The sequence below is a fragment of the Pseudomonas sp. St316 genome (assembly GCF_018325905.1).
Lineage (GTDB): Bacteria > Pseudomonadota > Gammaproteobacteria > Pseudomonadales > Pseudomonadaceae > Aquipseudomonas.
This window is the reverse complement of record NZ_AP021901.1, coordinates 6,543,178-6,565,416: the sequence shown is the minus strand read 5'-3', so window position 1 is coordinate 6,565,416 and position 22,239 is coordinate 6,543,178. Positions and strand designations below refer to the sequence as shown.

The following is a 22,239-nucleotide window of genomic DNA, read 5'->3' as shown; positions in this document are numbered from 1 at the left end:
TGCTGAAAAAGCCCGCCGTCGCTGCGGGCTTTTTCATGGGCGCGATTCCATCCCCGGGCCATGCGCAGTCCCTGTGGGAGCGAGCTTGCTCGCGATAGCGGTCTATCTGTCACATCAATGCTGGATGTGCCGCCGCCTTCGCGAGCAAGCTCGCTCCCACAGGGTTTTGTGCCTGGCGCAGAGCTGTGAGGGTTTTGCTGCCCCCTGAAAAGGATGGCTAGATAAACCATCCAAGACAGTTGCTCCCACAGAGGTTGTAGTGGCTACAGGGCGGGGTTCAACGCTGGCGATGCCATCCTGCCAATAACCCTGGCAGTTCGGTCAGGCTGCGGATTTCTGCATCCGGCGCATGCTCGGCCTCCCAGGCCTTGCCCGTGGGGTTGAACCATACGGCGCGCAGGCCGGCCTGTTGGGCCCCGGCGATGTCGTCGCCCGGGTGATCGCCAATGTGCACGGCAGTCTGTGCCGTGGCGCCGCCGCGTTGCAGGGCTTCCTGGAACAGCCGGGCGTCAGGCTTGGCGATGCCGATGTCTTCGGCACACAAGGCGAATTTGAAATAGTCCGCCAGCCCCAGGCGCCGCACGTCGGCGTTGCCATTGGTGACTACGCCGAGGGCGAAATGATTGGCCAGGATCTCCAGGGTGGGCTGCACCTCGGGAAAAATCTCCAGTTGATGGCGGGCGTGCAGGAACGTCTCGAAGGCCTGGTCCGCCAGTTCGCAGGCTTGCCACTGGTCGTAGCCGGCTTCCTGCAAGGCACGGAACAGTACCCGTCGACGCAACGCACTGATGCGATGCTTCAGGCCGGGCTCTTCACGCAACACTTGCTCGCGAATCGAAAAAAGATGTTCCACCGGTACGCTGCCCAGGTTCGGTGCGTGGTCGGTCAGCCATTGGCGGAGTGTGGCTTCGGCGCTGGCGATCACCGGGGCGGTGTCCCACAGGGTGTCGTCCAGGTCGAAAGTGATGAGCTCGATGGTCATGATTCGTCGCCCTTGATGCGTTTGGCCCTGGGGTGGGCACTGTCATAGACCGTCGCCAGGTGCTGGAAATCCAGATGGGTGTAGATCTGGGTGGTCTTGATGTCCGAGTGCCCCAGCAGCTCTTGAACGGCGCGCAGGTCCTGGGAGGATTCCAGCAGATGGCTGGCGAAGGAGTGCCGGAGCATGTGCGGGTGCAGGTTCTGTCCCAGCTCGCGCTCGCCGGCAGCCTTGACCCGCAACTGAATCGCCCGTGGGCCGAGGCGCCGCCCTTGTTGGCTGACGAAGACCGCATCGTCGGCGGGGTTGGTCAACGCCCGCAGTGGCAGCCACTGCTCCAGGGCTTCACGGGCCTTGCGGCCGACGGGCAGCAGGCGTGTCTTGCTGCCCTTGCCGAGCACCTGGACCATGCCGTCGGCCAGGTCCAGTTGATCCAGGTTAAGCCCCGTCAGCTCGGAAAGCCGCAGGCCGGAAGAATAGAACAGCTCGAGAATCGCCTGGTCACGCCGGGCCAGGAAGTCATCCTCGACGGCGCCTTCGAGCAATTGCAGGGCGCGGTCGGTGTCGAGGGTCTTGGGCAACCGGCGTTCGCCCTTGGGCGGCGCCAGGCCGGTGGCCGGGTCGTGATCGCACAAGCCTTCGCGGTTGAGGTAGTGATACAAGCCACGCACCGCCGACAACAGGCGCGCCAGGCTGCGGGAGGATTGCCCTTGTTGATGCAGGCGGGCGATCAGGCTGCGCAAGCGCTGGATATCCAGGGCCGACCAACTGTCGATGTTCTGCTTCTGGCACCAACCCAGGACTTTTTCCAGGTCGCGGCGATAGGCCGACAAGGTGTGGGGCGACACCTGGCGCTCGCTGCGCAGGTGTTCGCAGTAGGCGTCCAGTTGCCGTTCCATCATCAGCGTACCGAGCGCAGCGAGCCAGCGACCCTTGGCAACACCCGGCCGGTGACTTCGGCGATGTAGCTCAAAAACAGCGTGCCCACCGAACTCTTGTAGTGCTGCGGATCGCGACTGGCGATGGCCAGCACGCCGTGCACGCCCTGGTGGGCGATGGCGACGACGGCGGTGGAGCCGATCTGTTTGCGTTGTTCTTCGCCGAACAGGAAATCCAGCTCATGTTCGCGCAGACTGCCGCTGACGCTTTTGTTTTCCGTGAGCAGGCCGCCGATGGCCGTCTGCGCTTCGGCGTGGGTCACCCAGCGGCCCACCGGCATGGCGTTGTCGCCGAACAGGATCAGGCTGACAAAGGGCACCTGGAAATCCTGGCGCAGGCTGTCTTCGACGCTCATCACCAGGTCTTCGAGGGTGCTGGCGTCCATCAGGGCCAGGATCAGCCGACGGGTCTTGTCGAAAAGTCGGTCGTTGTCCCGGGCTACGTCCATCAGGTGCGAAAGACGATGGCGCATTTCGATGTTGCGCTCACGCAGGATTTTCATCTGGTGCTCCACCAGCGACACGGTATCGCCGCGCCGGTGGGGGATGCGCATCGTCGCAAGCAGTTCTTCATGCTCGACGAAGAAGTCCGGATGAGTCTCCAGGTAAGCCGCCACGGCCGCGGCTTCCGGGAGGCTGGGAGATTCGTCGGGCTGTGGGGCTGGAACCTGTGGCTGGTCGGTCATGGGTTTGGCTCACTCAAAGACGAACTTGTCCTTCGTATACGCGCACTGCCGGGCCGGTCATCATCACCGGTTGGCCAGGGCCTGCCCATTCGATGGACAGGCGCCCGCCGGGCAGGTCGATCAACAATGGCGAATCCATCCACCCCTGGCTGATCGCAGCGACTGCGGCGGCACAGGCGCCGGTACCGCAGGCCTGGGTTTCCCCGGCGCCGCGTTCCCAGACGCGCAATTGTGCGCGGTGGCGGTCGATGACTTGCAGGAAACCGACGTTCACCCGCGCGGGGAAGCGCGGATGGTGCTCGATTTTCGGCCCCAGTTCATGCACCGGGGCACTGTTGATATCGGCCACTCGCAGCACGGCGTGGGGGTTGCCCATGGAGATCGCCGCCAGTTCCACCGGGGTGCCGTCGACCTCCACCTGATAGCTCAAGGCCTGGGCCGGTGCCTGGAAGGGAATGTCCGCCGGTACCAGGCGCGGGGCGCCCATGTTGACGCCGATCTGGCCATCGCTGCGCACATCCAGTTCGATGATGCCGCTCTTGGTCTCGACACGGATCTGCCGTTTGGCGGTCAGGCGCTTGTCCAGCACGAAGCGGGCGAAGCAGCGCGCGCCGTTGCCGCATTGCTCCACTTCCGAACCGTCGGCGTTGAAGATCCGATAACGGAAATCCACGTCCGGATTGTTGGGTGCCTCGACGATCAGCAACTGGTCGAAACCGATACCGGTGTGCCGGTCGCCCCATTGCTTGGCATGCTTGGGCAGGATGTGCGCGTGCTGGCTGACCAGGTCGAGGACCATGAAGTCATTGCCCAGGCCGTGCATCTTGGTAAAACGCAGCAGCATGGTTTTACTCCGGCAGCAGGCTTTCGCCGGCAAACAACTCGGCTACCGTCTCGCGGCGACGCACTTCGAATGCCTGATCACCGTCCACCAGCACCTCGGCGCAACGGCCGCGGGTGTTGTAGTTGGAACTCATGACAAACCCGTAGGCACCGGCCGAATGCACGGCCAGCAGATCGCCCTCTTCCAGCGCCAGCTCCCGACCCTTGGCCAGGAAATCACCGGTTTCGCAGATCGGCCCGACGATGTCGTAGCTGCGGGCCGCGGTGTCGCGAGGGCGCACGGCGGTGACGTCCATCCAGGCCTGGTACAGCGCCGGGCGGATCAAGTCGTTCATCGCTGCATCGACGATGGCGAAATCCTTGTGCTCGGTGTGCTTGAGGTATTCGACCTGGGTCAGCAGTACGCCGGCATTTGCGACGATGTAGCGGCCCGGCTCGAACATCAGCGCCAGGTCACGCCCGTCGAGACGCTCGCGCACGGCCTTGATGTAGTCGGCCACCAGCGGCGGCTCTTCATCGCGATAGCGCACGCCGACGCCGCCACCGAGGTCGATGTGGCGCAGGTAGATGCCGCAATCGCCGAGGCGGTCGACCAGCGCCAGCAGGCGGTCGAGGGCATCGATGAAGGGTTCCAGGGTGGTCAGTTGCGAGCCGATGTGGCAATCGACACCCAATACTTCCAGGTTCGGCAGTTGGGCGGCGCGCACGTACACGTCTTCGGCGTCGGCAATGGCGATGCCGAACTTGTTTTCCTTGAGACCGGTGGAGATGTACGGGTGGGTGCCAGCGTCGACGTCCGGGTTCACGCGCAGGGAGACCGGCGCGCGGACACCCAGCTCGGCGGCGACGATTTGCAGGCGCTCGAGTTCATCGGTGGATTCGATGTTGAAGCAGTGCACGCCGACTTCCAGGGCGCGGCGCATGTCTTCACGGGTCTTGCCGACGCCGGAGAACACGATCTTGTCGGCGCTGCCGCCAGCGGCCAGCACGCGCTCGAGCTCACCGCCGGAGACGATGTCGAAACCGGCGCCCAGGCGCGCCAGGACATTGAGCACACCCAGGTTGGAGTTGGCTTTTACAGCGAAACATACCAGGTGCGGCATGCCCTCGAGGGCATCGGCGAACGTCCGGTACTGGGCTTCGATGTGGGCACGGGAATAGACGTAGGTCGGCGTGCCGAAACGTTCGGCGATCGCGGACAGGGCAACCCCTTCCGCGAACAGCTCCCCGCCACGGTAGTTAAAAGCGTCCATGGCGTTCCCTTAGTAAGTGGTGGTGTGGGTGTCGTGCGAGTGGGATTTGGCTTGCGACGACTTGGCCTGTTCTTCAGGGGACTTGCTGTCATCAGGCAGGTACAGCGGACCTTTTTGACCACAGGCTGTCACGAGGCAGGCAACCGCGACGAGCGCAGCAAGGGAAGAGATCAGGCGCTTCATGGCGAAATCCTTGAAAATGCTTTAATTGCGCCGGAGTATACCGGCCACCCGGCAGCTTGCCTATGCAACGGACCGCCCGTCCGGCGGCACTGTGGTCGCTGATCGGTATATCCTTTGCAATCGCCGGGCGGCGTCCGTATCTTGCGGCGCTTGAGCATGAGCAGACATTTTCGAGGTTGCCGCAATGAGTTTGACTGAAGCCCGTTTCCACGATCTGGTCGATGCGACCCAGCAAACGCTGGAGGATGTGTTCGATGACAGTGGCCTGGACCTTGACCTGGAAATCTCCGCCGGTGTACTCACCGTCAAGTTCGAAAACGCCAGCCAGTTGATTTTCAGTCGCCAGGAGCCGTTGCGGCAATTGTGGCTGGCGGCGGTCTCCGGTGGCTTTCACTTCGACTACGACGAAGAAAGCGAACGCTGGATGTGCGACAAGAGCGAAGAGCAGTTGGGCGAAATGCTCGAGCGCATCGTCAAGCAGCAGGCGGGCGTGGAACTCGATTTCGAAGGCCTGTGACGGCGTGAGCCAGCCAGCCCCGGCGCGCCCACCCAAGCCGCTCTACAGCAACGTCAGCCCGGCCGTGCCGTCGCCGTGTAGCGGCGTGTGCAAGCTGGATGAACAGAAGGTCTGCCTCGGCTGTTTGCGCCACGTGGAAGATATCCGCGAATGGCGCTCGGCCGACGACGAGCGCCGGCGGGTTATCTGTGCCGAGGCGCTCAAGCGCAGATCTTCGTAGGCGCTGCCGAAGGCTGCGATCTTTTGATCTTGGTCTTTGCGGTTGCGCTTGAAGCTCAATTGCCCGGGTCAAGATCGCAGCCTCGTTGCACTCGTCAGCTCCTACTGATAGTGTCCGGTTACGCCTCAATCCATCGAGGCCCGTGAAAACCCCGCCTTTTTGTGGCGGGGTTTTGCTTTTTTTGTGCAGAAGAAAGGAGTCTGCCAGGATCATGACCGCACCTTCCATCACCCTTACCCGTCTGGACGTACAGCGTCTGGAGCGCCTGATCGACAGCCTTGATGAAACGCTGCCGGGCGTGATTGCGCTGCAAACCGAACTGGATCGCGCCGAGAACGTGGTGGGCCACGAAGACGTGCCTGCCGATGTCGTGACCATGAACTCGCGCGTGCACTGCCGCGAAGAAAGCAGCGGCAAGGATTATCACCTCACACTGGTTTATCCACAGGACGCGAACGCCGACGAAGGCCGGATCTCGATCCTGGCGCCGGTGGGCAGCGCGTTGCTGGGCCTGAAGGTCGGGCAGCACATCGACTGGCCGGCCCCGGGTGGCAAGACGCTGAAGCTGACGTTGCTGGAGGTCGAGTCGCAGCCGGTCAATGGCGGCGACTGCGCGTTCTGAACCCGTCTCAGACCTGGTTCAGTGCCTCGTTCAGGGCACGTTCCAGGTCGGCCTTGTAGCGCAGGTAAAAATTGCTTGAACAGGCGCCGTCGCCCACCAGGCCCGAGAGGTCCAGGTCGGTGATGTAGCAGCGATAGCGCTGGGCTTCGCGGCGCTGTTCGATGATCTCCCTGGCGACCACGCGGAACAGTTGGTCGCCATGCTCCAGTTCGGAAAACTCCTGCTGATCGCAATACAGAGTGACGTGCACCTGCCCGTGCGCCGCTTTGCCGATGATCGCCTGTACGTCGTAGAACGGCTTGTTGACCAGCGTCTGCGGGGCTTGCCGCGCTTCGATCCGTCGTGCCCGGCTGCCGCCTGAGGGCAATAACTGGTAGTACAGGGTTTCCAGGGTCAGCGGCTGGGCAGCATCCAGCGGCAGCAGGGCGTCGCGACGGTACAGCACCGATTGCAAAAAGCGTTGCAGCGGCACCAGCAGGCTTTGTTCGTCGTGATAAGGCACGTGCTGTTGCCACAATGCGTTGAATTCATCGAGCACGTACAGATCGGCTTCGTCTTCGTCGACGCGGTAGAACACCTGGATGCACTCGGGCTGGCCCATGGGCAGGATCAGCGCCAGGTCGTGGACCTCCAGGGCCATCGGGTCCAGGTGCAGGGGGCTGTAGGCCGTCAGTTCCTCGCCCAGGTAATCCATCAGTGCCGACAGGCTGCCCAGCGCCACGTGATTGACCTGGCCGGGCACCAGTTCCAATACGTGATAGTGCTGCTGGACCTGAAGCAGGTAGCGGTGATTGAGCCTGCTCAGCAGCAGGGTCTGCGCCGTCTCGATGACTTCTTCGACGCGCCGCGCAATGAATTGGGCGCGGTTGTGGCAGAAGCAGCGCACCTGCAAGCGTGGCTGGTGCTGGGTGATGGGCAGGTCGTTGAGGTAATCGCGCAGGCAGTCGAGGAGGGCGTGTTCGCCGTCAAAACGGTTGACCAGCACTTCATTCCAACTGTTGAGCGTGACCTGGTCGAGGGTCAGCACCAGGTTTTCCCGGACCCCGGCATAGCTCAGGGAGTCGGTGCGCTCGGTGGTCATCAGGATATTCAGGTCGCGGTGGTGCTTGAGCGGGTCGACGCCGACGTTCACCAGGATCAGCACTTCGCTGGGCACGCTGGCGCGCAGCAGTTGTGCTTCATCCACCGTGGTCAAGGGCAGGGCGATGGACTGTTGCAGGCTGCCCAGCAGGTTGAACAGTTCGAACTCGCTCAGGTCGCTGTCGCCAGGGTGCAGCGCCAGGCGCGTGCTGCTGTCGATCACGCCGTTGCGATGGCACCAGGTCAGCAGTTCCAGCAGCTCGCGGCAGCGCTTGATCGGCGCGAAGTTATCCCACTCCAGGGCGTTGAGGCTGCCGTTGTACAGCCCCCACTGGTTCTGCCCCGGTTCTTTCTTGTTCGGTGACTGGACCAGCGTCAGGGTGTCTTCGGCCAGGTCCGGCGCAATGCCAGGGTTGATGAACTCAACCTTGTCGGCCTTGCGCTCGAAGGCGGCGTACAACCGCCGGCCAAGCACGTTGAGATCGCGCTTGTTGATCAGGCTGACGGTTTTCTCGGTGCGGGCGAACTGGGTCAGGAAGCGGTAGCTGTGGGTGAGTTCGTTGACCAGCGCCCGTCGCTCGTGGCTGACCTGGCGGACTTTCCATTGGCTGCGGCTGTCCAGCAGCGCCAATTGACGCTGGTCCCAGCCCCATTCCCGAGCCAGTCGCTCGAGCAGCACCCGTTGCCAGCCGCTACTGCGTGCCTGGCCGGTGAGTTTGCGATTGACCTTCAAGTACAGCGCGCGGCGGATCAACTCCAGGCGTTCGGATTCGCCACGGGCATTGAGGTATTCCTCGATACGGCGGTAGACCAGCATGTACGGGTCCAGCTCTTCGAGGTCCAGGCGATTGGCAAACACGGCCTGTTTGAAGCGCAGGCTCAGGCAGCGGACATTCGGGTGCTCGCTGGCATAGACCTCGGTCAGCAGCAGCTTGAGCACGGACTTGTAGGGCGACTCGATACCTTTGAACAACTGCCAGAGCCCGGCACCGACGAATTCGCCCGGTGGAATGTAGGCCAGGTGCCCCAGGTCCAGGGTTTCATCGGCGCGGATGAAACGCTTGGACATCAGCGTGTGGGTGTACTGCTCATAGTTCTCTTCTTCATAGACCGGTACCAGCCACCAGATCGGCGTGCGCCCGGCCAGCCAGATCGCGGTCCGGTAGAACTCGTCCAACAGCAGGTAATGCTGGGTCGTGCCGCAATCGTCGGAACTGAGCTGGTTGTCACGGTCACCCCTTACGAAACGCGCCGGGTCAATCAGGAAAAAGTGCGCTTCGGCGCCCTGGGTCGCGGCCCAGATCTCCAGCAACTGGCATTTCTTGCGCAGCTCGGCCAGTTCGTCATCGCTCAGGTCCGGCCCGTGGCACACCCAAAAGTCCATGTCGCTCTGGTCGGCCTGGGCCAGGGTGCCGAGGCTGCCCATCAGGAACAGGCCAAGGATTGGCCGCGGCGGGTTGCTGCCGTGCCGGGGCTTGTAGGAAAACGAACGGGTCAGCCGCTGGGCTTCGGCAAGGATATTGGCGTCAGGCTCGTAATTCGACAACCCGGCAGGCGTGCTGCCGGAAACGTAGCCGGGCAGCAGCGGATGGTTGACGTGGAAGAACAGCGGCAGCAACGTCAGCACGCCTTGCTGGCGCGGCGACAGGCCTTCGAGGGCGCGCTCCATCCGCACGGTGTTGAGCTTGAGAAAACGTGCGCGCAACTGGCTCAAGACCTTGCGGTCGATTCCCTCGTCCAGATCGGGGCGTATTTCGTGATTGCGGGTCATGTCAGCTCAAACCGGCTCGCGGCGTCGAACGTGGGGGTGATGGCAGGTTAGCGCCCGATCTTGGGAATTCTTAAGCTGAAAACAGAACTTGGATGCCAGTTTTTACGCAGGGCACCCGCGCGCCTGCGGAAATCCCGTAAAGGAGATTTCCGTGGGCGACAGGGGGGATCAGGCGGCTTCTTGCACGCTGAGTATCGTCAGGACGGTTTGTACGTTTTGGGCAGCATCTCGGCCCAGGCTTGTCAGGTAACCACCGTCGGGCTGGGTGATCAGTTCTTTTTCGAACAGGCGTTGGGCAGCGGCAATCGCTTTAGGGGCAGCGGTCTGATGAATTTTCAGGCCTTCCTGGGAACTGTCCAGGTTGAAGAGTGCAAGGATTTCCAGTTCGGCAACCAGCTCAGGGGTAAGCGACATAAGGACTCCAGACTTTCTAGGAATTTGGTCGACAGCGACACTAAGGTGAGCGCACTCGGCCGAGCTGTCCAGTCTCAGTGTCATGCTTTTTTGTTTAAAGCGATTCTCTGTGGTCGGCAGGGGCTGTGTAGGCGCTGTGTAGAAGCTGTGTAGGAGCTGTCGAGTGCAACGAGGCTGCGATCTTTCCCCTGACAATTGAGTTTGAAGTGCAAGATCAAAAGATCGCAGCCTTCGGCAGCTCCTACACAGCGCCTGCAGGGCGCAGCCGAGCGGGGGCAAGAACGGTTCAGTTCTTTTCCGGCGGCAACTCAGGCAAGGCGCGCAAGGCGGCTTCGTACCACTGGGTATCGAACGGGCGATCTTCTTCCAGGATCGCATCGATCTCCACCGCCAGCACATGGGCCATCAGGTTGAGGATTTCTTCGCGCTCATAACCGACCAGGGTCAACTTGTTGAACGTGGCCTTGGCCGCAGGCGGATTGTCGCTTTCGATCTGGTTTTCGATGGCCTGGATCAGCGTGTTCTCGACGAATTCTTCTTCGTCGTTGTCGATGTCGGTTGGCTCGCTCATGGCAGGCTCCTGTGAGAAAGGTCGCCAGTTTACCCGCATTCAGCGCTGTGATGCGCCTGGCGAGAAACGTCTCGACAGTCTATAACGCAAGGCTGCCAACCCCGCACGGCCTGGAGGCATTTGTAATGCTCAAGCTTTATGGTTTCTCTGTCAGTAATTATTACAACATGGTCAAGTTGGCGCTGCTGGAAAAGGGTGTGCCCTTCGAAGAAGTGCCGTTCTTCGGCAACCAGACTCCGCAAGCCCTGGCCATCAGCCCGCGCGGCAAAGTACCGGTGCTGAAGACCGAGCAGGGTTTTGTCAACGAGACCAGCGTCATCCTCGAATACATCGAGCAAACCCAACCGGGCAAGGCCCTGCTGCCGGCCGACCCGTTCGAGCGCGCCCAAGTGTTGGCCTTGTGCCGGGAAATCGAGCTCTACATCGAGCTGCCGGGACGAGCCTGCTATGCCGAGGCGTTTTTCGGTATGTCGGTCGCCGATGCCATCAAGGAAAAGTCCAAGGCTGAATTGCTGCTGGGGTTTGCCTCGCTCGGAAGGCACGGCAAATTCTCGCCCTACGTTGCGGGCGAAAGCCTGAGCATCGCCGACCTGTATTTCTACTACAGTCTTTTGCTGGCCTTGCAAGTGGGCAAGAAGCTCTTCGATCTCGATTTTCTGGCGGACATGTCCGCAGCCAAGGCGCTGATGGAACGCTTGGCGCAAAACCCGAACGTGCAGCGCATCGCGGCGGACAGGGAGGCAGAGATGCCAGCGTTTTTGGCGATGATAGCCGCCAAGAAGTGAGGTTTGTGCTGTTTTGAAGTGAGTCATCGCGAGCGAGCTCGCTCCCACAGTTGATCTCCACCTGTTCACAGAATCTGTGCCCACTGAAGATCCCCTGATCTCCAGATGGCCACAGGGCTTGTGTTCATTGAAGGTCCACTGATCTCCAGATGGCCACAGGGCTTGTGTTCATTGAAGGTCCACTGATCTCCAGACGTTCACAGAATCTGTGCCACCGCTGAAGATCCCCTGATCTCCAGATGGCCACAGAGCTTGTGTTCATTGAAGGTCAACTGATCTCCAGATGTTCACAGAATCTGTGCCACTGAAGATCCCCTGTGGGAGCGAGCTTGCTCGCGATGCTTTTAGCGGCTGGCGATCAGGGCCTGGCCACGCACTACGGCTGCCTTGACCTGCGCCGGCGCGGTGCCGCCGATGTGGTCACGGGCATTGACCGAGCCTTCGAGGGTCAGCACGGCAAACACGTCCTGTTCGATCTGGTCGCTGAACTGGCGCAGTTCGTCCAGGCTCATTTCCGCCAGGTCCTTGCCGCTGTCCACACCGTACTTCACGGCATGGCCGACGATCTCATGGCAGTCGCGGAACGGCAGGCCACGGCGCACCAGGTAATCGGCCAGGTCCGTGGCGGTGGAGAAACCGCGCAGGGCCGCTTCGCGCATCACCGCGTGCTTGGGCTTGATGGCCGGGATCATGTCGGCGAAGGCCCGCAGCGAGTCGCGCAAGGTGTCGGCGGCGTCGAACAGCGGTTCCTTGTCTTCCTGGTTGTCCTTGTTGTAGGCCAGCGGCTGGCCTTTCATCAGGGTCAGCAGGCCCATCAATGCGCCAAACACTCGGCCACTCTTGCCCCGCACCAGTTCCGGCACGTCGGGGTTTTTCTTTTGCGGCATGATCGAGCTGCCGGTGCAGAAACGGTCCGGCAGGTCAATGAACTGGAATTGCGCACTGGTCCACAGCACCAGCTCTTCGGAGAAGCGCGACAGGTGCATCATCGCGATGCTCGCGGCGGCGCAGAATTCGATAGCGAAATCGCGGTCCGAGACGTTATCCAGCGAGTTGCCGCCCACGGCGTCGAAGCCCAGCAACTGCGCGGTGTATTCACGGTCGATAGGGTACGTGGTGCCAGCCAGCGCGGCGCTGCCCAGGGGCATGCGGTTGGTGCGCTTGCGGCAGTCCACCAGGCGCTCGTAGTCGCGACTGAGCATTTCGAACCAGGCCAGCATGTGATGCCCAAACGTTACAGGTTGGGCGGTTTGCAGGTGCGTGAAGCCCGGCATGATGCTCTCGGCCTCGCGCTCGGCTTGCTCCAGCAGGCCTTTTTGCAGGCGGGTGATTTCGGCCAGGATCAGGTCGATCTCATCGCGCAACCACAGGCGGATGTCGGTGGCGACCTGGTCGTTGCGGCTGCGGCCGGTGTGCAGTTTCTTGCCGGTCACACCGATGCGGTCGGTCAGGCGCGCTTCGATGTTCATGTGCACGTCTTCAAGGTCGACGCGCCAGTCGAACTGGCCGGCCTCGATTTCAGTCTCGATGGTCTTCAGGCCGTCGATGATGCTGTCGCGCTCGGCATCGGTCAGCACGCCGACCTTGGCCAGCATGGTGGCGTGGGCGATCGAGCCCATGATGTCGTGGCGATACAGGCGCTGGTCAAAGTTGACGGAGGCGGTGAAGCGGGCGACGAAGGCGTCGACGGGTTCACTGAAGCGGCCGCCCCAGGACTGATTGGTCTTGTCAGTGCTCATGAATTCGCTCGTGATCGGCTGTGGAAAAAGTAGCGGTTAAAGGCTGCGGCGGATGATAGCAGGGTTGCCGGGACTGGCGCTGGCACTGGTCGGCAGGTTTTTTCGATACAAGCCTGGGATCCAACCGGGTTTTCCCGCAACGATATTTTTCGATTGAGCAATATCGTCGTGGCAACCGTCTACAGTGGACTGTAGGACTTTTGCTTTTCCACCCATGGCGCAGCGGATATAGATAAGAAGGGGGTGCTCATATTGGTCAGATCGACAGTTAATAATCCCTACGGCGACGCCGTGCGACAACGGGCCTCGGGCATCGGTCGGCAAGCGCTGGTAAAGATAGGCAACCGCCTCGCGGCACTTTTTGGCCCTCGAACGAGTCTTAGCGTGGATCGCGGTGACGGATGTCACTTCCCCTGTCTACGCTATCCTTGTGCGAGACTCACGCAGGAATCCAGCGCAATATGAATGTCCTGATCGTTGATGACGAACCACTGGCCCGCGAGCGCCTGAGCCGAATGGTTGGCGAACTCGAGGGTTACAGTGTCCTGGAGCCGAGCGCCACCAATGGCGACGAGGCATTGGCCCTTATTGACAGCCACAAGCCGGATATCGTGCTGCTCGACATTCGCATGCCTGGCCTGGACGGTCTGCAGGTTGCGGCGAAGTTGTGCGAACGAGAGTCGCCGCCCGCCGTGGTGTTCTGTACCACCCGGGACGACTTCCCTCCCGAGGTGCTGCAGGCCGGTGCCGTGGGGTACCTGGTCAAGCCGGTGGCGTCCGAGGCGTTGCTCGAAGCCTTGCGCAAGGCCGAGCGACCCAACCGCGTGCAGCTGGCAGCGCTGACCCGTCCGGCCGCCGAAAGCGGCAGCGGTCCGCGCAGTCATATCAGTGCGCGCACCCGCAAGGGCATCGAGCTGATCCCGTTGAATCAGGTGGTCTATTTCATTGCCGACCACAAATACGTGACCTTGCGCCATGAGAGTGGCGAGGTGTTGCTGGATGAGCCACTCAAGGCCCTCGAGGACGAGTTCGGCGAGCGTTTCGTACGCATCCACCGCAACGCCCTCGTGGCCCGCGAGCGTATCGAGCGTTTGCAACGCACCCCCCTTGGGCATTTCCAACTGTTCCTCAAGGGCCTTAATGGCGATGCGCTGATTGTCAGCCGACGGCATGTGGCCGGCGTGCGCAAGATGATGCAGCAGCTTTGACGCGGCGGTCCAAAGCGTTCGATGCGGTTCATTTCGAGGATCTGGCGGCCAGGGAGGCCTTGGGGTCGTGATTCAAATCAAAGCGGTTTTGGCTGAGCTGTTATTATCTGCCGTATCTTTTAAGTACGGATTGATCCATGTCCCCTCGCGAGATCCGCATCGCCACCCGTAAAAGTGCCTTGGCCCTCTGGCAGGCCGAATACGTCAAAGCCCGCCTGGAAGCGGCCCATCCCGGCCTGCTCGTGACCCTGGTGCCGATGGTCAGTCGTGGTGACAAGCTCCTGGATTCGCCGCTGTCGAAGATCGGCGGCAAGGGCTTGTTCGTCAAGGAACTGGAAACCGCGTTGCTGGACAACGAAGCCGACATCGCCGTGCATTCGATGAAAGACGTGCCCATGGACTTCCCTGAAGGCCTGGGCCTGTTTTGCATCTGTGAGCGGGAAGACCCGCGCGATGCGTTCGTCTCCAACACATTTTCCAGTCTTGAAGCACTGCCTGCCGGGAGCGTGGTCGGCACTTCCAGCCTGCGTCGCCAGGCACAGTTGCTGACTCGCCGCCCGGATCTGCAAATCCGCTTCCTGCGCGGTAACGTCAATACGCGCCTGGCCAAGCTCGATGCCGGTGAGTACGACGCGATCATCCTCGCTGCCGCCGGCTTGATTCGATTGGGCTTTGAAGAGCGCATCACCTCGGCCATCAGCGTCGACGACAGCCTGCCGGCCGGTGGGCAAGGGGCGGTGGGCATCGAGTGCCGCAGCGCCGACAGCGAAATCCACGCCCTGCTGGCACCGCTGCACCATGAAGACACCGCCACGCGGGTATTCGCCGAGCGCGCCCTCAACAAACACCTCAATGGCGGTTGCCAAGTGCCGATTGCCTGTTACGCCGTGCTGGAAGGCGAACAGGTCTGGTTGCGCGGGCTGGTGGGGGATCCCAATGGTGGCCGGCTGCTCAGTGCCGAAGCCCGGGCGCCGCGCCACGATGCCGAGGCGTTGGGCGTGCGGGTGGCCGAAGACCTGCTGAGCCAGGGTGCCGCCGACATTCTCAAGGCGGTCTACGGCGAGGCCGGCCACGCGTGACGGGTTGGCGGCTGCTGCTCACCCGGCCGGCGGACGAGTCGTCGGCGCTGGAGGCTGTGCTGGCCGAAGCGGGGGTCTATAGCAGCAGCCTGCCCTTGCTGGATATCGAGCCGGTCCCGCTGTCCGACGCCGGGCGGGCGATACTCCAGGCGCTGGACCAATACTCTGCCGTGATCGTCGTCAGCAAACCGGCCGCACGCCTGTGCGTCGAGTTGCTGCGCCAATACTGGCCCCAGCCTCCAGACCAACCATGGTTCAGCGTGGGCGCGGCCACCGGACAGATTCTCGTCGATGCCGGCCTCACGGTGTTTTATCCCGATAACGGCGATGACAGCGAAGCCTTGCTGGACCACTTGGTCTTGCGCCAGGCTGTTGCGCGGCCCGACCCCAAGGTTTTGATCGTGCGGGGTGAAGGCGGGCGTGGCTTGCTGGCAGAGCGTTTGCGCGAGCAAGGTGCTAGTGTCGATTATCTGGAATTGTACCGCCGCCACTTGCCCGATTACGGCGAAGGGGCGTTGCCGGCGAAAGTCGAAGCGGAACGCTTGAACGCACTGGTGGTCAGCAGTGGGCAGGGCTTCGAGCATCTGCAGCGGCTGGCCGGCGATGCGTGGCCGGCCCTGGCGCGGTTACCGTTGTTTGTTCCAAGCCCAAGGGTTGCCGAGATGGCGCGTGCCGCCGGAGCCCGAACAGTTGTGGATTGTCGTGGCGCCAATGCCGCGGCTTTGCTGGCGGCGTTACGGGAACACTCCGTGCCGTTTTCTAATGCAAAGGATGGATACGTGAGCGAAACAGCCTTGCCAAAAGAAGATCAAGACCTGCCAGCGATCGATGCGCCGGTTGAAACTCCGCCCCCGGTGGCGCCGCGTCGCGGCAACGGGTTGGCCATTGTTGCCTTGCTGCTCGGGGCTGCCGGCGTGGCCGTGGGCGGTTGGGGCGTGTGGCAGGTGCGTCACCTGCAAACCAATAACCAGCAGCAGTCCGCCCAGGTCCAGGCACTGAATGACCAGGCCCAGAGCCTCAAGCTCAACGAGCAACGCCTGAGCGAGCGCCTGGCGCAATTGCCTCCGGCCGAAGAGCTGGAGGAGCGGCGGCGCCTGGTGGCCCAGTTGCAAAGTGACCAGCAGCACCTGAACCAGCGCCTGGAAACCGTGCTCGGTGCCAGCCGCAAGGATTGGCGCCTGGCTGAGGCCGAACACTTGTTGCGCCTGGCCAGCCTGCGTCTTTCTGCCCTGCAGGACATCAACAGTGCCCAGGCGCTGGTCCAGGGAGCTGACGAAATCCTGCGCGAGCAGAACGACCCCGGTTCGTTCGCCGCTCGCGAGCAACTGGCCAAGACCCTCGCCGCGTTGCGCAGCACCGAGCAACCGGATCGCACCGGGCTGTTCCTGCAACTGGGCGCCTTGCGTGACCAGGTCCTGGAGCTGACCGAGCTGGCGCCCGAGTACAAGGACCGCGGTGAATCCCTGCTGGGCCTGACCGCCGACGGCGATGGCGCCAGTCGTTGGGCGCAGTGGTGGGACCAGATCTCGCGCTATATCCGTATCGACTTCAATGCGGATGAAAATGTCCGTCCGTTGCTGGCCGGGCAAAGCCTCGTGCAAGTGCGCCTGGCCTTGAGCCTGGCGCTGGAGCAGGCTCAATGGGCCGCCCTCAATGGTCAGGCGCCGGTCTACACCCAGGCGCTGACCGAGGCTCGGGACGTGTTGAAGAACAACTTCAACCAGGACAACCCGCAAAGCAGGATCATGCTCGAGCGCGTGGGTGAGCTGTCCAAGCAACCGGTGACGGTGGTCACCCCGGACCTGACCGGCACGCTGAGCAGCGTCCAGGCTTATCTTGAGCGTCGCAACCTCAATGCCCAGGAATCGGTCAAGCCGCTGCCCGCCTCTGGCGCGCAGGAGGCCACGCCATGAAGCGTCTCTACGTGATTCTGTTCGTGGTCATCGCTGCCGCTGCTTTGTTGGGCGTGGCGATTGCCGAGCATTCGGGTTACGTGCTGGTGGCGTACAAGAACTTCCGTTATGAAGCTGGCCTGTGGGTCACCCTGGCACTGGTGGCGGTGCTCTGGCTGGTGTGGCGAGGCCTGAGGGCGCTGATCGGACTGGTGACTACCTCGAGCGGCGTGGTCAACCCGTGGTCGCGGCGCAACCGCAGCCGGCGGGTGCAAGTGGCGATCGAGCACGGCCAGTTGGATCTGGCCGAAGGTCGTTGGGCCAGTGCCCAACGACACCTGCATCGTGCCGCCGAAGCCGAGCGCCAGCCGCTGCTGTATTACCTCGGTGCCGCCCGTGCGGCCAACGAACAAGGTCTTTACGAACAGAGCGACAGTTTGCTGGAGCGTGCGCTGGAGCGTCAGCCCCAGGCGGAACTGGCCATTGCCCTGAGTCACGCGCAACTGCAGACGGACCGAGGCGACACGGACGGCGCTTTGACCACGCTGCAGGCCATGCATGAGCGTCATCCCCATAACGTCCAAGTCCTGCGCCAACTGCAACGACTGCATCAGCAGCGCGGCGACTGGTCGGCATTGATCCGGCTGTTGCCGGAACTGCGCAAGGACAAGGTCCTGCCGCCGGCTGAACTGGCGGAACTGGAACGTCGTGCCTGGGGCGAAAACCTCACCCTGGCAGCCCACCGTGAGGAGGACGGCAGCGTCGGTTTGCAATCGCTCAATCGCGCCTGGCAACAACTGACTTCTGCGCAGCGCCAGGAGTCGGCGCTGGTGCTGGCCTATGCCGAGCAGTTGCGCCAGTTGGGGGCCCAGGTCGAGGCTGAAGAGGTGCTGCGAAGTGCGCTAAAGCGTCACTATGACAGCCATCTGGCACGCCTTTACGGGTTGGTTCGGGGCAATGATCCGATCCGTCAGTTGCAAACGGCCGAAGGCTGGCTCAAGGATCATCCGGCTGATCCAAGCCTGCTGCTGACCCTGGGGCGCCTATGCTTGCAGAACAGTTTGTGGGGCAAGGCGCGGGACTATCTGGAAAGCAGCTTGCGCGTCCAACGCAATCCCGAAGCCTGCGCAGAACTGGCGCGATTGCTGGCGCAACTGGGAGATGCCGAGCGTAGCAATCAGTTGTTCCAGGAGGGGTTGGGGCTGTTGGACGAGCGCCTGCTGGCCGCGCCGTTGCCGGTTCCGGCTCAGGTGTTGACCCCTTGAGAGGGGCATGACTCATTCTTGAAAATGGTATGAATCATTGTGGCGAGGGAGCTTGCTCCCGCTCGGCTGCGCAGCAGTCGTAACGAGCCTGCAACGGTTTTTGCCGGGTGCACCGGGTTGAATGGTATGGGGCTGCTGCGCAGCCCAGCGGGAGCAAGCTCCCTCGCCACGGGTTGGTTGAAACCTCAAATTCGCGGTTGCCGATACCGCCCCGGTTTTGGGGCTTTGGTCATGCCGTCAGTAAAGTCCTACAGTTCATCGCGCTGAATCCTCTTTGGCCTGTCGGGAATTCCCTACACCCTTGGTGAAGTGTCTGCGCGGGCCTGCCTTGAAAGGCCCGAGGGCTTTCCTCTACCGTAACTGCTTGTCTCTTCTGTTACGGAACCGCCATGTCTTTGGCCAGCTCACGCTTCTTGTTTTTCATGGCTTCCATCGCCGCAGCCCTGGCTTTGGGCATCGCCACTTATCTGGAGTATTCGGTCGGCCTGACGCCGTGCAGCTTGTGTGTCTTGCAGCGGTTGTGCCTGATGCTGTTCCTGGTGAACAACCTTGTGGCATGCGTACACGGTCCAGGCCAAAGAGGCAGTCTCTTCTATGGCGCGACAGGGTTGGTTTTTGCGACGGCGGGATTGGCCCTGGCATGGCGTCAGGTCTTGATGCAAAGCCATTCGTTCGAGCCGTTTGCTGATTGTATTGCCCAGCCCGGGCTCATGGATTCGTGGTGGTGCGCGTTGCATCGCGTCCTCGACGGCGCGGTCGATTGCGCGAACATCACCTGGACGCTGTTCGACCTGAGCATCCCCGAGTGGAGCCTGTTGTTTTTTCTCGCGGTGTCCAGCGCGCTGAGCTATCTGCTGCTGCGCCTTGCCTGGAGTGCTCTGGTACGACCGCTTCGCGGCGATACGTCGCAGATGCTCCGGGCCCTGGATTAAACACTTGTATGAACTTTATCTCCTGCGTACCTTGAAGCCATTGTCGTGCGGGCATAATCTGGCCCGCACGTGTTATTGGAATTGTGCCACTCGCTCATGTTGTGTCTGGCTTGTCCCTGATCATCAGGCGTGCACAGGCTGCGAGGGGCATGACTCACAAGGGAAGAAATCACCATGCTCGAAAGTTGTCAGAATGCGCAGGAACGCTGGGGTGGGGTGCATCTGCTGATCGATCGCTGGTTGCAGGAGCGTCACGAACTGGTTCGGGCCTATGATGCCCTCGGCGATAAGCCTGAAGCACTGAGCGAAAGCCGCAAACCCTTGCAGGAATTCTGCGGTGTGCTGGTCGACTATGTGTCTGCCGGTCATTTCGAGATCTACGAACAACTAACGGGCGAGGCCAAGGCTTTCAACGACAAGCGTGGCCTGGAACTCGCCGAGCAGATCTACCCGCGCATCGATGTCATCACCGAAAAGCTGCTGGCGTTCAACGACCTGTGCGATGAAGGCAAGTGCGTAGCGGAAAAATTCAAGGAGCTGGGCGGCTTGCTGCACGAACGTTTCGAACTGGAAGACTGCCTGATCGAAGTGCTGCACAACGCCCACAAGGAAGAAGCTGCGGTCCAGGCCTGAGAGGATTTCGCGGTCATGAAAAAACGGTGCGCATTGCGCACCGTTTTTTATTGGGCCAGGGTCAGGTCGTCGCGCCCAGCAACTCGATTTCAAACACCAGTGGCGTGAACGGCGGGATCACATCTCCCGCGCCTTCGGCGCCATAGGCCAGGGTCGATGGAATCACCAACCGCCATTTTGCGCCTACCGGCATTTGCGGCAATGCACTGCGCCAGCCGTCAATCACGCTGTCGAGATTGAACCACTGCGCCTGATGGTTGGAATCGAATACGGTGCCGTCCGGCAATCGACCGGTATACAGCACCTGGACCTTGCCGTGAGGACCGGCTTTCGCGCCATGGCCTGGCTTGATCTCGGTCAGCAGGATGCCGTCTGCGAGTTGCTGGACGCCGGGACGGTTCTTTTCTTCGTTGAGAAACGTCTGTTCCGTTTTCAGCGCGGCTTCGATCTGCGGCGTTGTCGATTGCGAACTCAGTTGTGCCTGGTGCTCGGCCAGGATCTGTTCGATGCGTTCATCCTTGAGGGCCAGCGGCTTGCCCAGGTAGGCCTGTTGCAAGCCTTCGACCAAGGCTTTGATCTGCAGGTCCGGCACGTCCTGGCGCAGGCGTTCGCCCAGGCTTGCGCCCAGGCTGTAAGCCAAATCGTGGGCATCGTTTGCGCTGGTTTTTTCAACGGCCTGGGCCGTGGAGCAAACCATGCACAGGAATAAAAACAGGTGACGCGACATGTGTGCTCTCCGGCCTCGAATCGAGGAATTATGCCAGTGCCGATATCTATAGAGGTGGATTGCCAAGGCACTGGCGCAGAAGATTTTTCGTCCCTTGCAACGCAACGTCTTGTGTACTGTCAACATGCCCTAGCGGCGGTTGAAGCAGAGGTCTAGTATGAGCCGCACTCACGTCAGTCAGGAGGTAAACCATGTCGGCCACCAAGAAGCCTGTAAACACTCCGTTGCACTTGCTCCAACAACTCTCGGGCAGCCTGCTCGAACATCTGGAAAATGCCTGCTCCCAAGCGCTGGCTGATGCTGAAAAACTGCTCGCCAAACTTGAAAAACAACGCGGCAAAGCGCAGGAAAAACTGCACAAATCGCGCACCAAATTGCAAGACGCAGCCACCGCTGGCAAGGCCAAGGCACAAGCCAAGGCCAAAGATGTCGTGAAAGAACTCGAAGACCTGCTCGATGCCTTGAAGGATCGTCAGTCCGAGACCCGCACCTACATTTTGCAACTCAAGCGTGATGCCCAGGAAAGCCTGAAACTGGCCCAGGGTGTCGGTCGCGTGCAAGAAGCCGCAGGCAAGGCGCTGACGCTTCGTGCTGCCAAGCCTGCCGCTGTATCGGCCAAGAAGCCGGCGGCTAAACCCGTCGCGGCAAAAGCTGCGGCCAAAGTTGCTGCCAAGCCAGCAGCGAAAGCACCGGCCAAAGCTGCCGGCAAGCCTGCTGCCAAAGCGGTCGCTGCCAGTGCTGCAAAACCTGCGGCAAAAAAACCAGTCGTCAAAGCTGCGGCCAAGCCCGCGACAAAAACGGCGGCCGCTAAACCTGCTGCCGCCAAGCCTGCTGTAAAAGCTGCTGCTAAACCAGCCGCTAAACCTGCGGCAAAAGCTGCAGCCAAACCTGCCGCTAAAACCGCCGCCGCAAAACCAGCCGCGACGAAAACCGCTGCCGCAAAACCGGCTGCCAAAGCGGCGGTAAAAGCCACTGCAAAACCTGCTACCGCTAAGCCTGCTGCCAAACCAGCCGCGAAGCCTGCGGCGACCAAAACGGCTGCGGTCAAGCCCGCTGCGAAAGCGGCTGCCAAGCCAGTGACTGCCAAAGCCCCCGCCAAAGCGGCGGCTAAACCCGCTGCCAAACCGGCTGCGGCCAAGCCTGCTGCGGCCAAGCCAACGGCTGCCAAACCAGCCGCCGTGAAGCCAGCTGCCGCCAAGCCCGCAGCGAAACCGGCCGTGAAAAAGCCAGTCGCTGCAAAACCTGCGACTGCGCCAGCCGCCAAGCCAGCGACGCCGGCCCCGGCTCCGACCACGGCATCGGCTCCAACCGCCAGCACTCCGGCCGCGGCGACCAGCCCATCCGCCGCCGTTGCGCCGAGCACCAGCAGCACCCCAACCAGCGCTTCCTAAGTGCCGGACACCGCGACGCGCAGCTGATGCAGCGCGTCGCGGCTTGCGGGCCCGGCATTCGCCGTCAGCCCTTGCAGCCATTGTGCTGAATCGTTCTGTTGTGTCCCAGGCCAATCCTTGGCCAGCGCTTCCAATCGCTCCAGCAATCGCCGTTCGGCTGCCAACTCCAGTTGCTTGACCTGCTCGCGCAGGCTATTGAGGGCCGTGTCCTGGAGGGCGCTGGTTTTCCATTGGCTGCGAAGCGTGCGCAGTGGCTGCACCACCTCGGCATCCCAAGGCTCGGCCAGTAGTCGAAGCTGCTGTAGCCTGTATTCATTGCAGGCCACGCCGCGCTGCGCCAGCCACAGGCCACACAGCAGCAGGCAGACGTTGGCGCCGGCGTCTTGTGATGCCAGGCAGGCAGGCTCTACGCCAAGCTTGGCATAGAGGTCGAGGGAAAAACTCCACAGGTCAGGGGACATCGTGCTACTCGCGCCAGTTGCGAGCGAAGCTGGTAGACTCCGCCGCCATT

The 22,239-nt window shown here is 61.8% G+C and carries 23 protein-coding genes and 2 pseudogenes; 13 read left to right on the top strand and 12 right to left on the bottom strand.

Features of this window, described 5'->3' with window-relative positions:
• Window positions 1-277 precede the first annotated feature (277 nt).
• Genes KI237_RS29365 through lptM form a run of 6 tightly spaced genes read right to left on the bottom strand, consistent with a single transcriptional unit; the run spans window position 278 to window position 4,882 of the window.
• Window positions 278-982, bottom strand: coding sequence for an HAD family hydrolase (locus KI237_RS29365; RefSeq protein WP_212798130.1), 705 nt, complete (start codon window positions 980-982; stop codon window positions 278-280).
• Window positions 979-1,878, bottom strand: coding sequence for a tyrosine recombinase XerC (gene xerC, locus KI237_RS29360; protein ID WP_212800714.1), 900 nt, complete (start codon window positions 1,876-1,878; stop codon window positions 979-981). The genes KI237_RS29365 and xerC overlap by 4 nt, the downstream gene beginning before the upstream one ends.
• 2 nt (window positions 1,879-1,880) lie before the next feature.
• Window positions 1,881-2,603 carry a DUF484 family protein gene (locus KI237_RS29355; RefSeq protein ID WP_212798129.1) on the bottom strand — a complete coding sequence of 241 codons (723 nt, stop codon included), beginning with the start codon at window positions 2,601-2,603 and terminating at the stop codon, window positions 1,881-1,883.
• A gap of 13 nt (window positions 2,604-2,616) precedes the next feature.
• On the bottom strand, window positions 2,617-3,447 hold the full coding sequence (gene dapF, locus KI237_RS29350) for a diaminopimelate epimerase (protein ID WP_212798127.1): 831 nt from the start codon (window positions 3,445-3,447) through the stop codon (window positions 2,617-2,619).
• 4 nt (window positions 3,448-3,451) lie between these two features.
• The gene (gene lysA, locus KI237_RS29345) at window positions 3,452-4,699 is read right to left on the bottom strand and encodes a diaminopimelate decarboxylase (protein WP_018605421.1); all 1,248 of its coding nucleotides are present in this window, start codon (window positions 4,697-4,699) and stop codon (window positions 3,452-3,454) included.
• Between the two features lie 9 nt (window positions 4,700-4,708).
• The gene (gene lptM / locus KI237_RS29340) at window positions 4,709-4,882 is read right to left on the bottom strand and encodes an LPS translocon maturation chaperone LptM (RefSeq protein WP_013694543.1); all 174 of its coding nucleotides are present in this window, start codon (window positions 4,880-4,882) and stop codon (window positions 4,709-4,711) included.
• Between the two features lie 184 nt (window positions 4,883-5,066).
• On the opposite strand from lptM, the gene cyaY reads away from it, so the two are divergent.
• The 3 genes from cyaY to rnk all read left to right on the top strand — a co-directional run bounded on the left by cyaY (window position 5,067) and on the right by rnk (window position 6,241).
• A complete protein-coding gene (gene cyaY / locus KI237_RS29335) occupies window positions 5,067-5,399 on the top strand; it encodes an iron donor protein CyaY (RefSeq protein WP_212798125.1) in 333 nt (110 codons plus the stop codon).
• A 4-nt stretch (window positions 5,400-5,403) separates the two neighbouring features.
• Window positions 5,404-5,619 carry a DUF1289 domain-containing protein gene (locus KI237_RS29330; protein WP_212798124.1) on the top strand — a complete coding sequence of 72 codons (216 nt, stop codon included), beginning with the start codon at window positions 5,404-5,406 and terminating at the stop codon, window positions 5,617-5,619.
• Between the two features lie 211 nt (window positions 5,620-5,830).
• Window positions 5,831-6,241, top strand: coding sequence for a nucleoside diphosphate kinase regulator (gene rnk / locus KI237_RS29325; RefSeq protein WP_212798122.1), 411 nt, complete (start codon window positions 5,831-5,833; stop codon window positions 6,239-6,241).
• A gap of 7 nt (window positions 6,242-6,248) precedes the next feature.
• Here the strand turns inward: rnk and KI237_RS29320 are convergent, their stop codons facing one another.
• The 3 genes from KI237_RS29320 to KI237_RS29310 form a co-directional block, all read right to left on the bottom strand.
• Window positions 6,249-9,092, bottom strand: a complete 2,844-nt coding sequence (locus tag KI237_RS29320) for a class I adenylate cyclase (RefSeq protein WP_212798121.1) — start codon at window positions 9,090-9,092, stop codon at window positions 6,249-6,251.
• 168 nt (window positions 9,093-9,260) lie between these two features.
• A complete protein-coding gene (locus KI237_RS29315; RefSeq protein ID WP_003206789.1) occupies window positions 9,261-9,506 on the bottom strand; it encodes a TIGR02647 family protein in 246 nt (81 codons plus the stop codon).
• Window positions 9,507-9,792: 286 nt separating this feature from the next.
• Complete coding sequence (locus KI237_RS29310; protein WP_060740097.1) at window positions 9,793-10,077, bottom strand: hypothetical protein; 285 nt, start codon at window positions 10,075-10,077, stop codon at window positions 9,793-9,795.
• Between the two features lie 125 nt (window positions 10,078-10,202).
• On the opposite strand from KI237_RS29310, the gene KI237_RS29305 reads away from it, so the two are divergent.
• Window positions 10,203-10,862 (top strand): glutathione S-transferase family protein, encoded by a 660-nt coding sequence (locus tag KI237_RS29305; RefSeq protein ID WP_212798119.1) that lies wholly within the window; start codon window positions 10,203-10,205, stop codon window positions 10,860-10,862.
• Between the two features lie 344 nt (window positions 10,863-11,206).
• Here the strand turns inward: KI237_RS29305 and argH are convergent, their stop codons facing one another.
• Window positions 11,207-12,601 carry an argininosuccinate lyase gene (gene argH / locus KI237_RS29300; RefSeq protein WP_053190070.1) on the bottom strand — a complete coding sequence of 465 codons (1,395 nt, stop codon included), beginning with the start codon at window positions 12,599-12,601 and terminating at the stop codon, window positions 11,207-11,209.
• 315 nt (window positions 12,602-12,916) lie between these two features.
• Here argH and KI237_RS31170 point away from each other — a divergent pair.
• The 8 genes and pseudogenes from KI237_RS31170 to KI237_RS29270 all read left to right on the top strand — a co-directional run.
• Window positions 12,917-13,066 (top strand): annotated as a pseudogene (locus KI237_RS31170) (sensor histidine kinase); the annotation flags it as partial.
• Window positions 13,063-13,809 (top strand): LytR/AlgR family response regulator transcription factor, encoded by a 747-nt coding sequence (locus KI237_RS29295; RefSeq protein ID WP_060740100.1) that lies wholly within the window; start codon window positions 13,063-13,065, stop codon window positions 13,807-13,809. The pseudogene KI237_RS31170 and the gene KI237_RS29295, both read left to right, overlap by 4 nt.
• Window positions 13,810-13,946: 137 nt before the next feature.
• Window positions 13,947-14,888, top strand: a complete 942-nt coding sequence (hemC, locus tag KI237_RS29290; protein WP_212798118.1) for a hydroxymethylbilane synthase — start codon at window positions 13,947-13,949, stop codon at window positions 14,886-14,888.
• A pseudogene (locus tag KI237_RS30690) lies at window positions 14,885-15,631 on the top strand (uroporphyrinogen-III synthase); the annotation flags it as partial. The gene hemC and the pseudogene KI237_RS30690, both read left to right, overlap by 4 nt.
• 36 nt (window positions 15,632-15,667) lie before the next feature.
• Window positions 15,668-16,801 carry a uroporphyrinogen-III C-methyltransferase gene (locus tag KI237_RS30685; protein ID WP_249410768.1) on the top strand — a complete coding sequence of 378 codons (1,134 nt, stop codon included), beginning with the start codon at window positions 15,668-15,670 and terminating at the stop codon, window positions 16,799-16,801.
• Complete coding sequence (locus KI237_RS29280) at window positions 16,798-18,045, top strand: heme biosynthesis protein HemY (RefSeq protein ID WP_212798115.1); 1,248 nt, start codon at window positions 16,798-16,800, stop codon at window positions 18,043-18,045. The genes KI237_RS30685 and KI237_RS29280 overlap by 4 nt, the downstream gene beginning before the upstream one ends.
• Window positions 18,046-18,434: 389 nt before the next feature.
• Entirely contained in the window at window positions 18,435-18,977 is a 543-nt protein-coding gene (locus KI237_RS29275) for a disulfide bond formation protein B (RefSeq protein WP_212798114.1), read from the top strand.
• 174 nt (window positions 18,978-19,151) lie between these two features.
• Window positions 19,152-19,610: an Rsd/AlgQ family anti-sigma factor gene (locus tag KI237_RS29270; protein WP_003206770.1), complete on the top strand. Its 459-nt coding sequence runs from the start codon at window positions 19,152-19,154 to the stop codon at window positions 19,608-19,610.
• A 61-nt stretch (window positions 19,611-19,671) separates the two neighbouring features.
• Here KI237_RS29270 and KI237_RS29265 read toward each other — a convergent pair whose 3' ends face one another.
• The gene (locus KI237_RS29265; protein ID WP_212798113.1) at window positions 19,672-20,337 is read right to left on the bottom strand and encodes an FKBP-type peptidyl-prolyl cis-trans isomerase; all 666 of its coding nucleotides are present in this window, start codon (window positions 20,335-20,337) and stop codon (window positions 19,672-19,674) included.
• 191 nt (window positions 20,338-20,528) lie between these two features.
• Between KI237_RS29265 and KI237_RS29260 the strand changes: the two genes are divergently transcribed.
• On the top strand, window positions 20,529-21,728 hold the full coding sequence (locus KI237_RS29260; protein ID WP_212798111.1) for an AlgP family protein: 1,200 nt from the start codon (window positions 20,529-20,531) through the stop codon (window positions 21,726-21,728).
• Here KI237_RS29260 and KI237_RS29255 read toward each other — a convergent pair.
• Window positions 21,725-22,189: a TIGR02444 family protein gene (locus KI237_RS29255; RefSeq protein ID WP_212798110.1), complete on the bottom strand. Its 465-nt coding sequence runs from the start codon at window positions 22,187-22,189 to the stop codon at window positions 21,725-21,727. The genes KI237_RS29260 and KI237_RS29255 overlap by 4 nt on opposite strands.
• Between the last annotated feature and the right edge of the window lie 50 nt (window positions 22,190-22,239).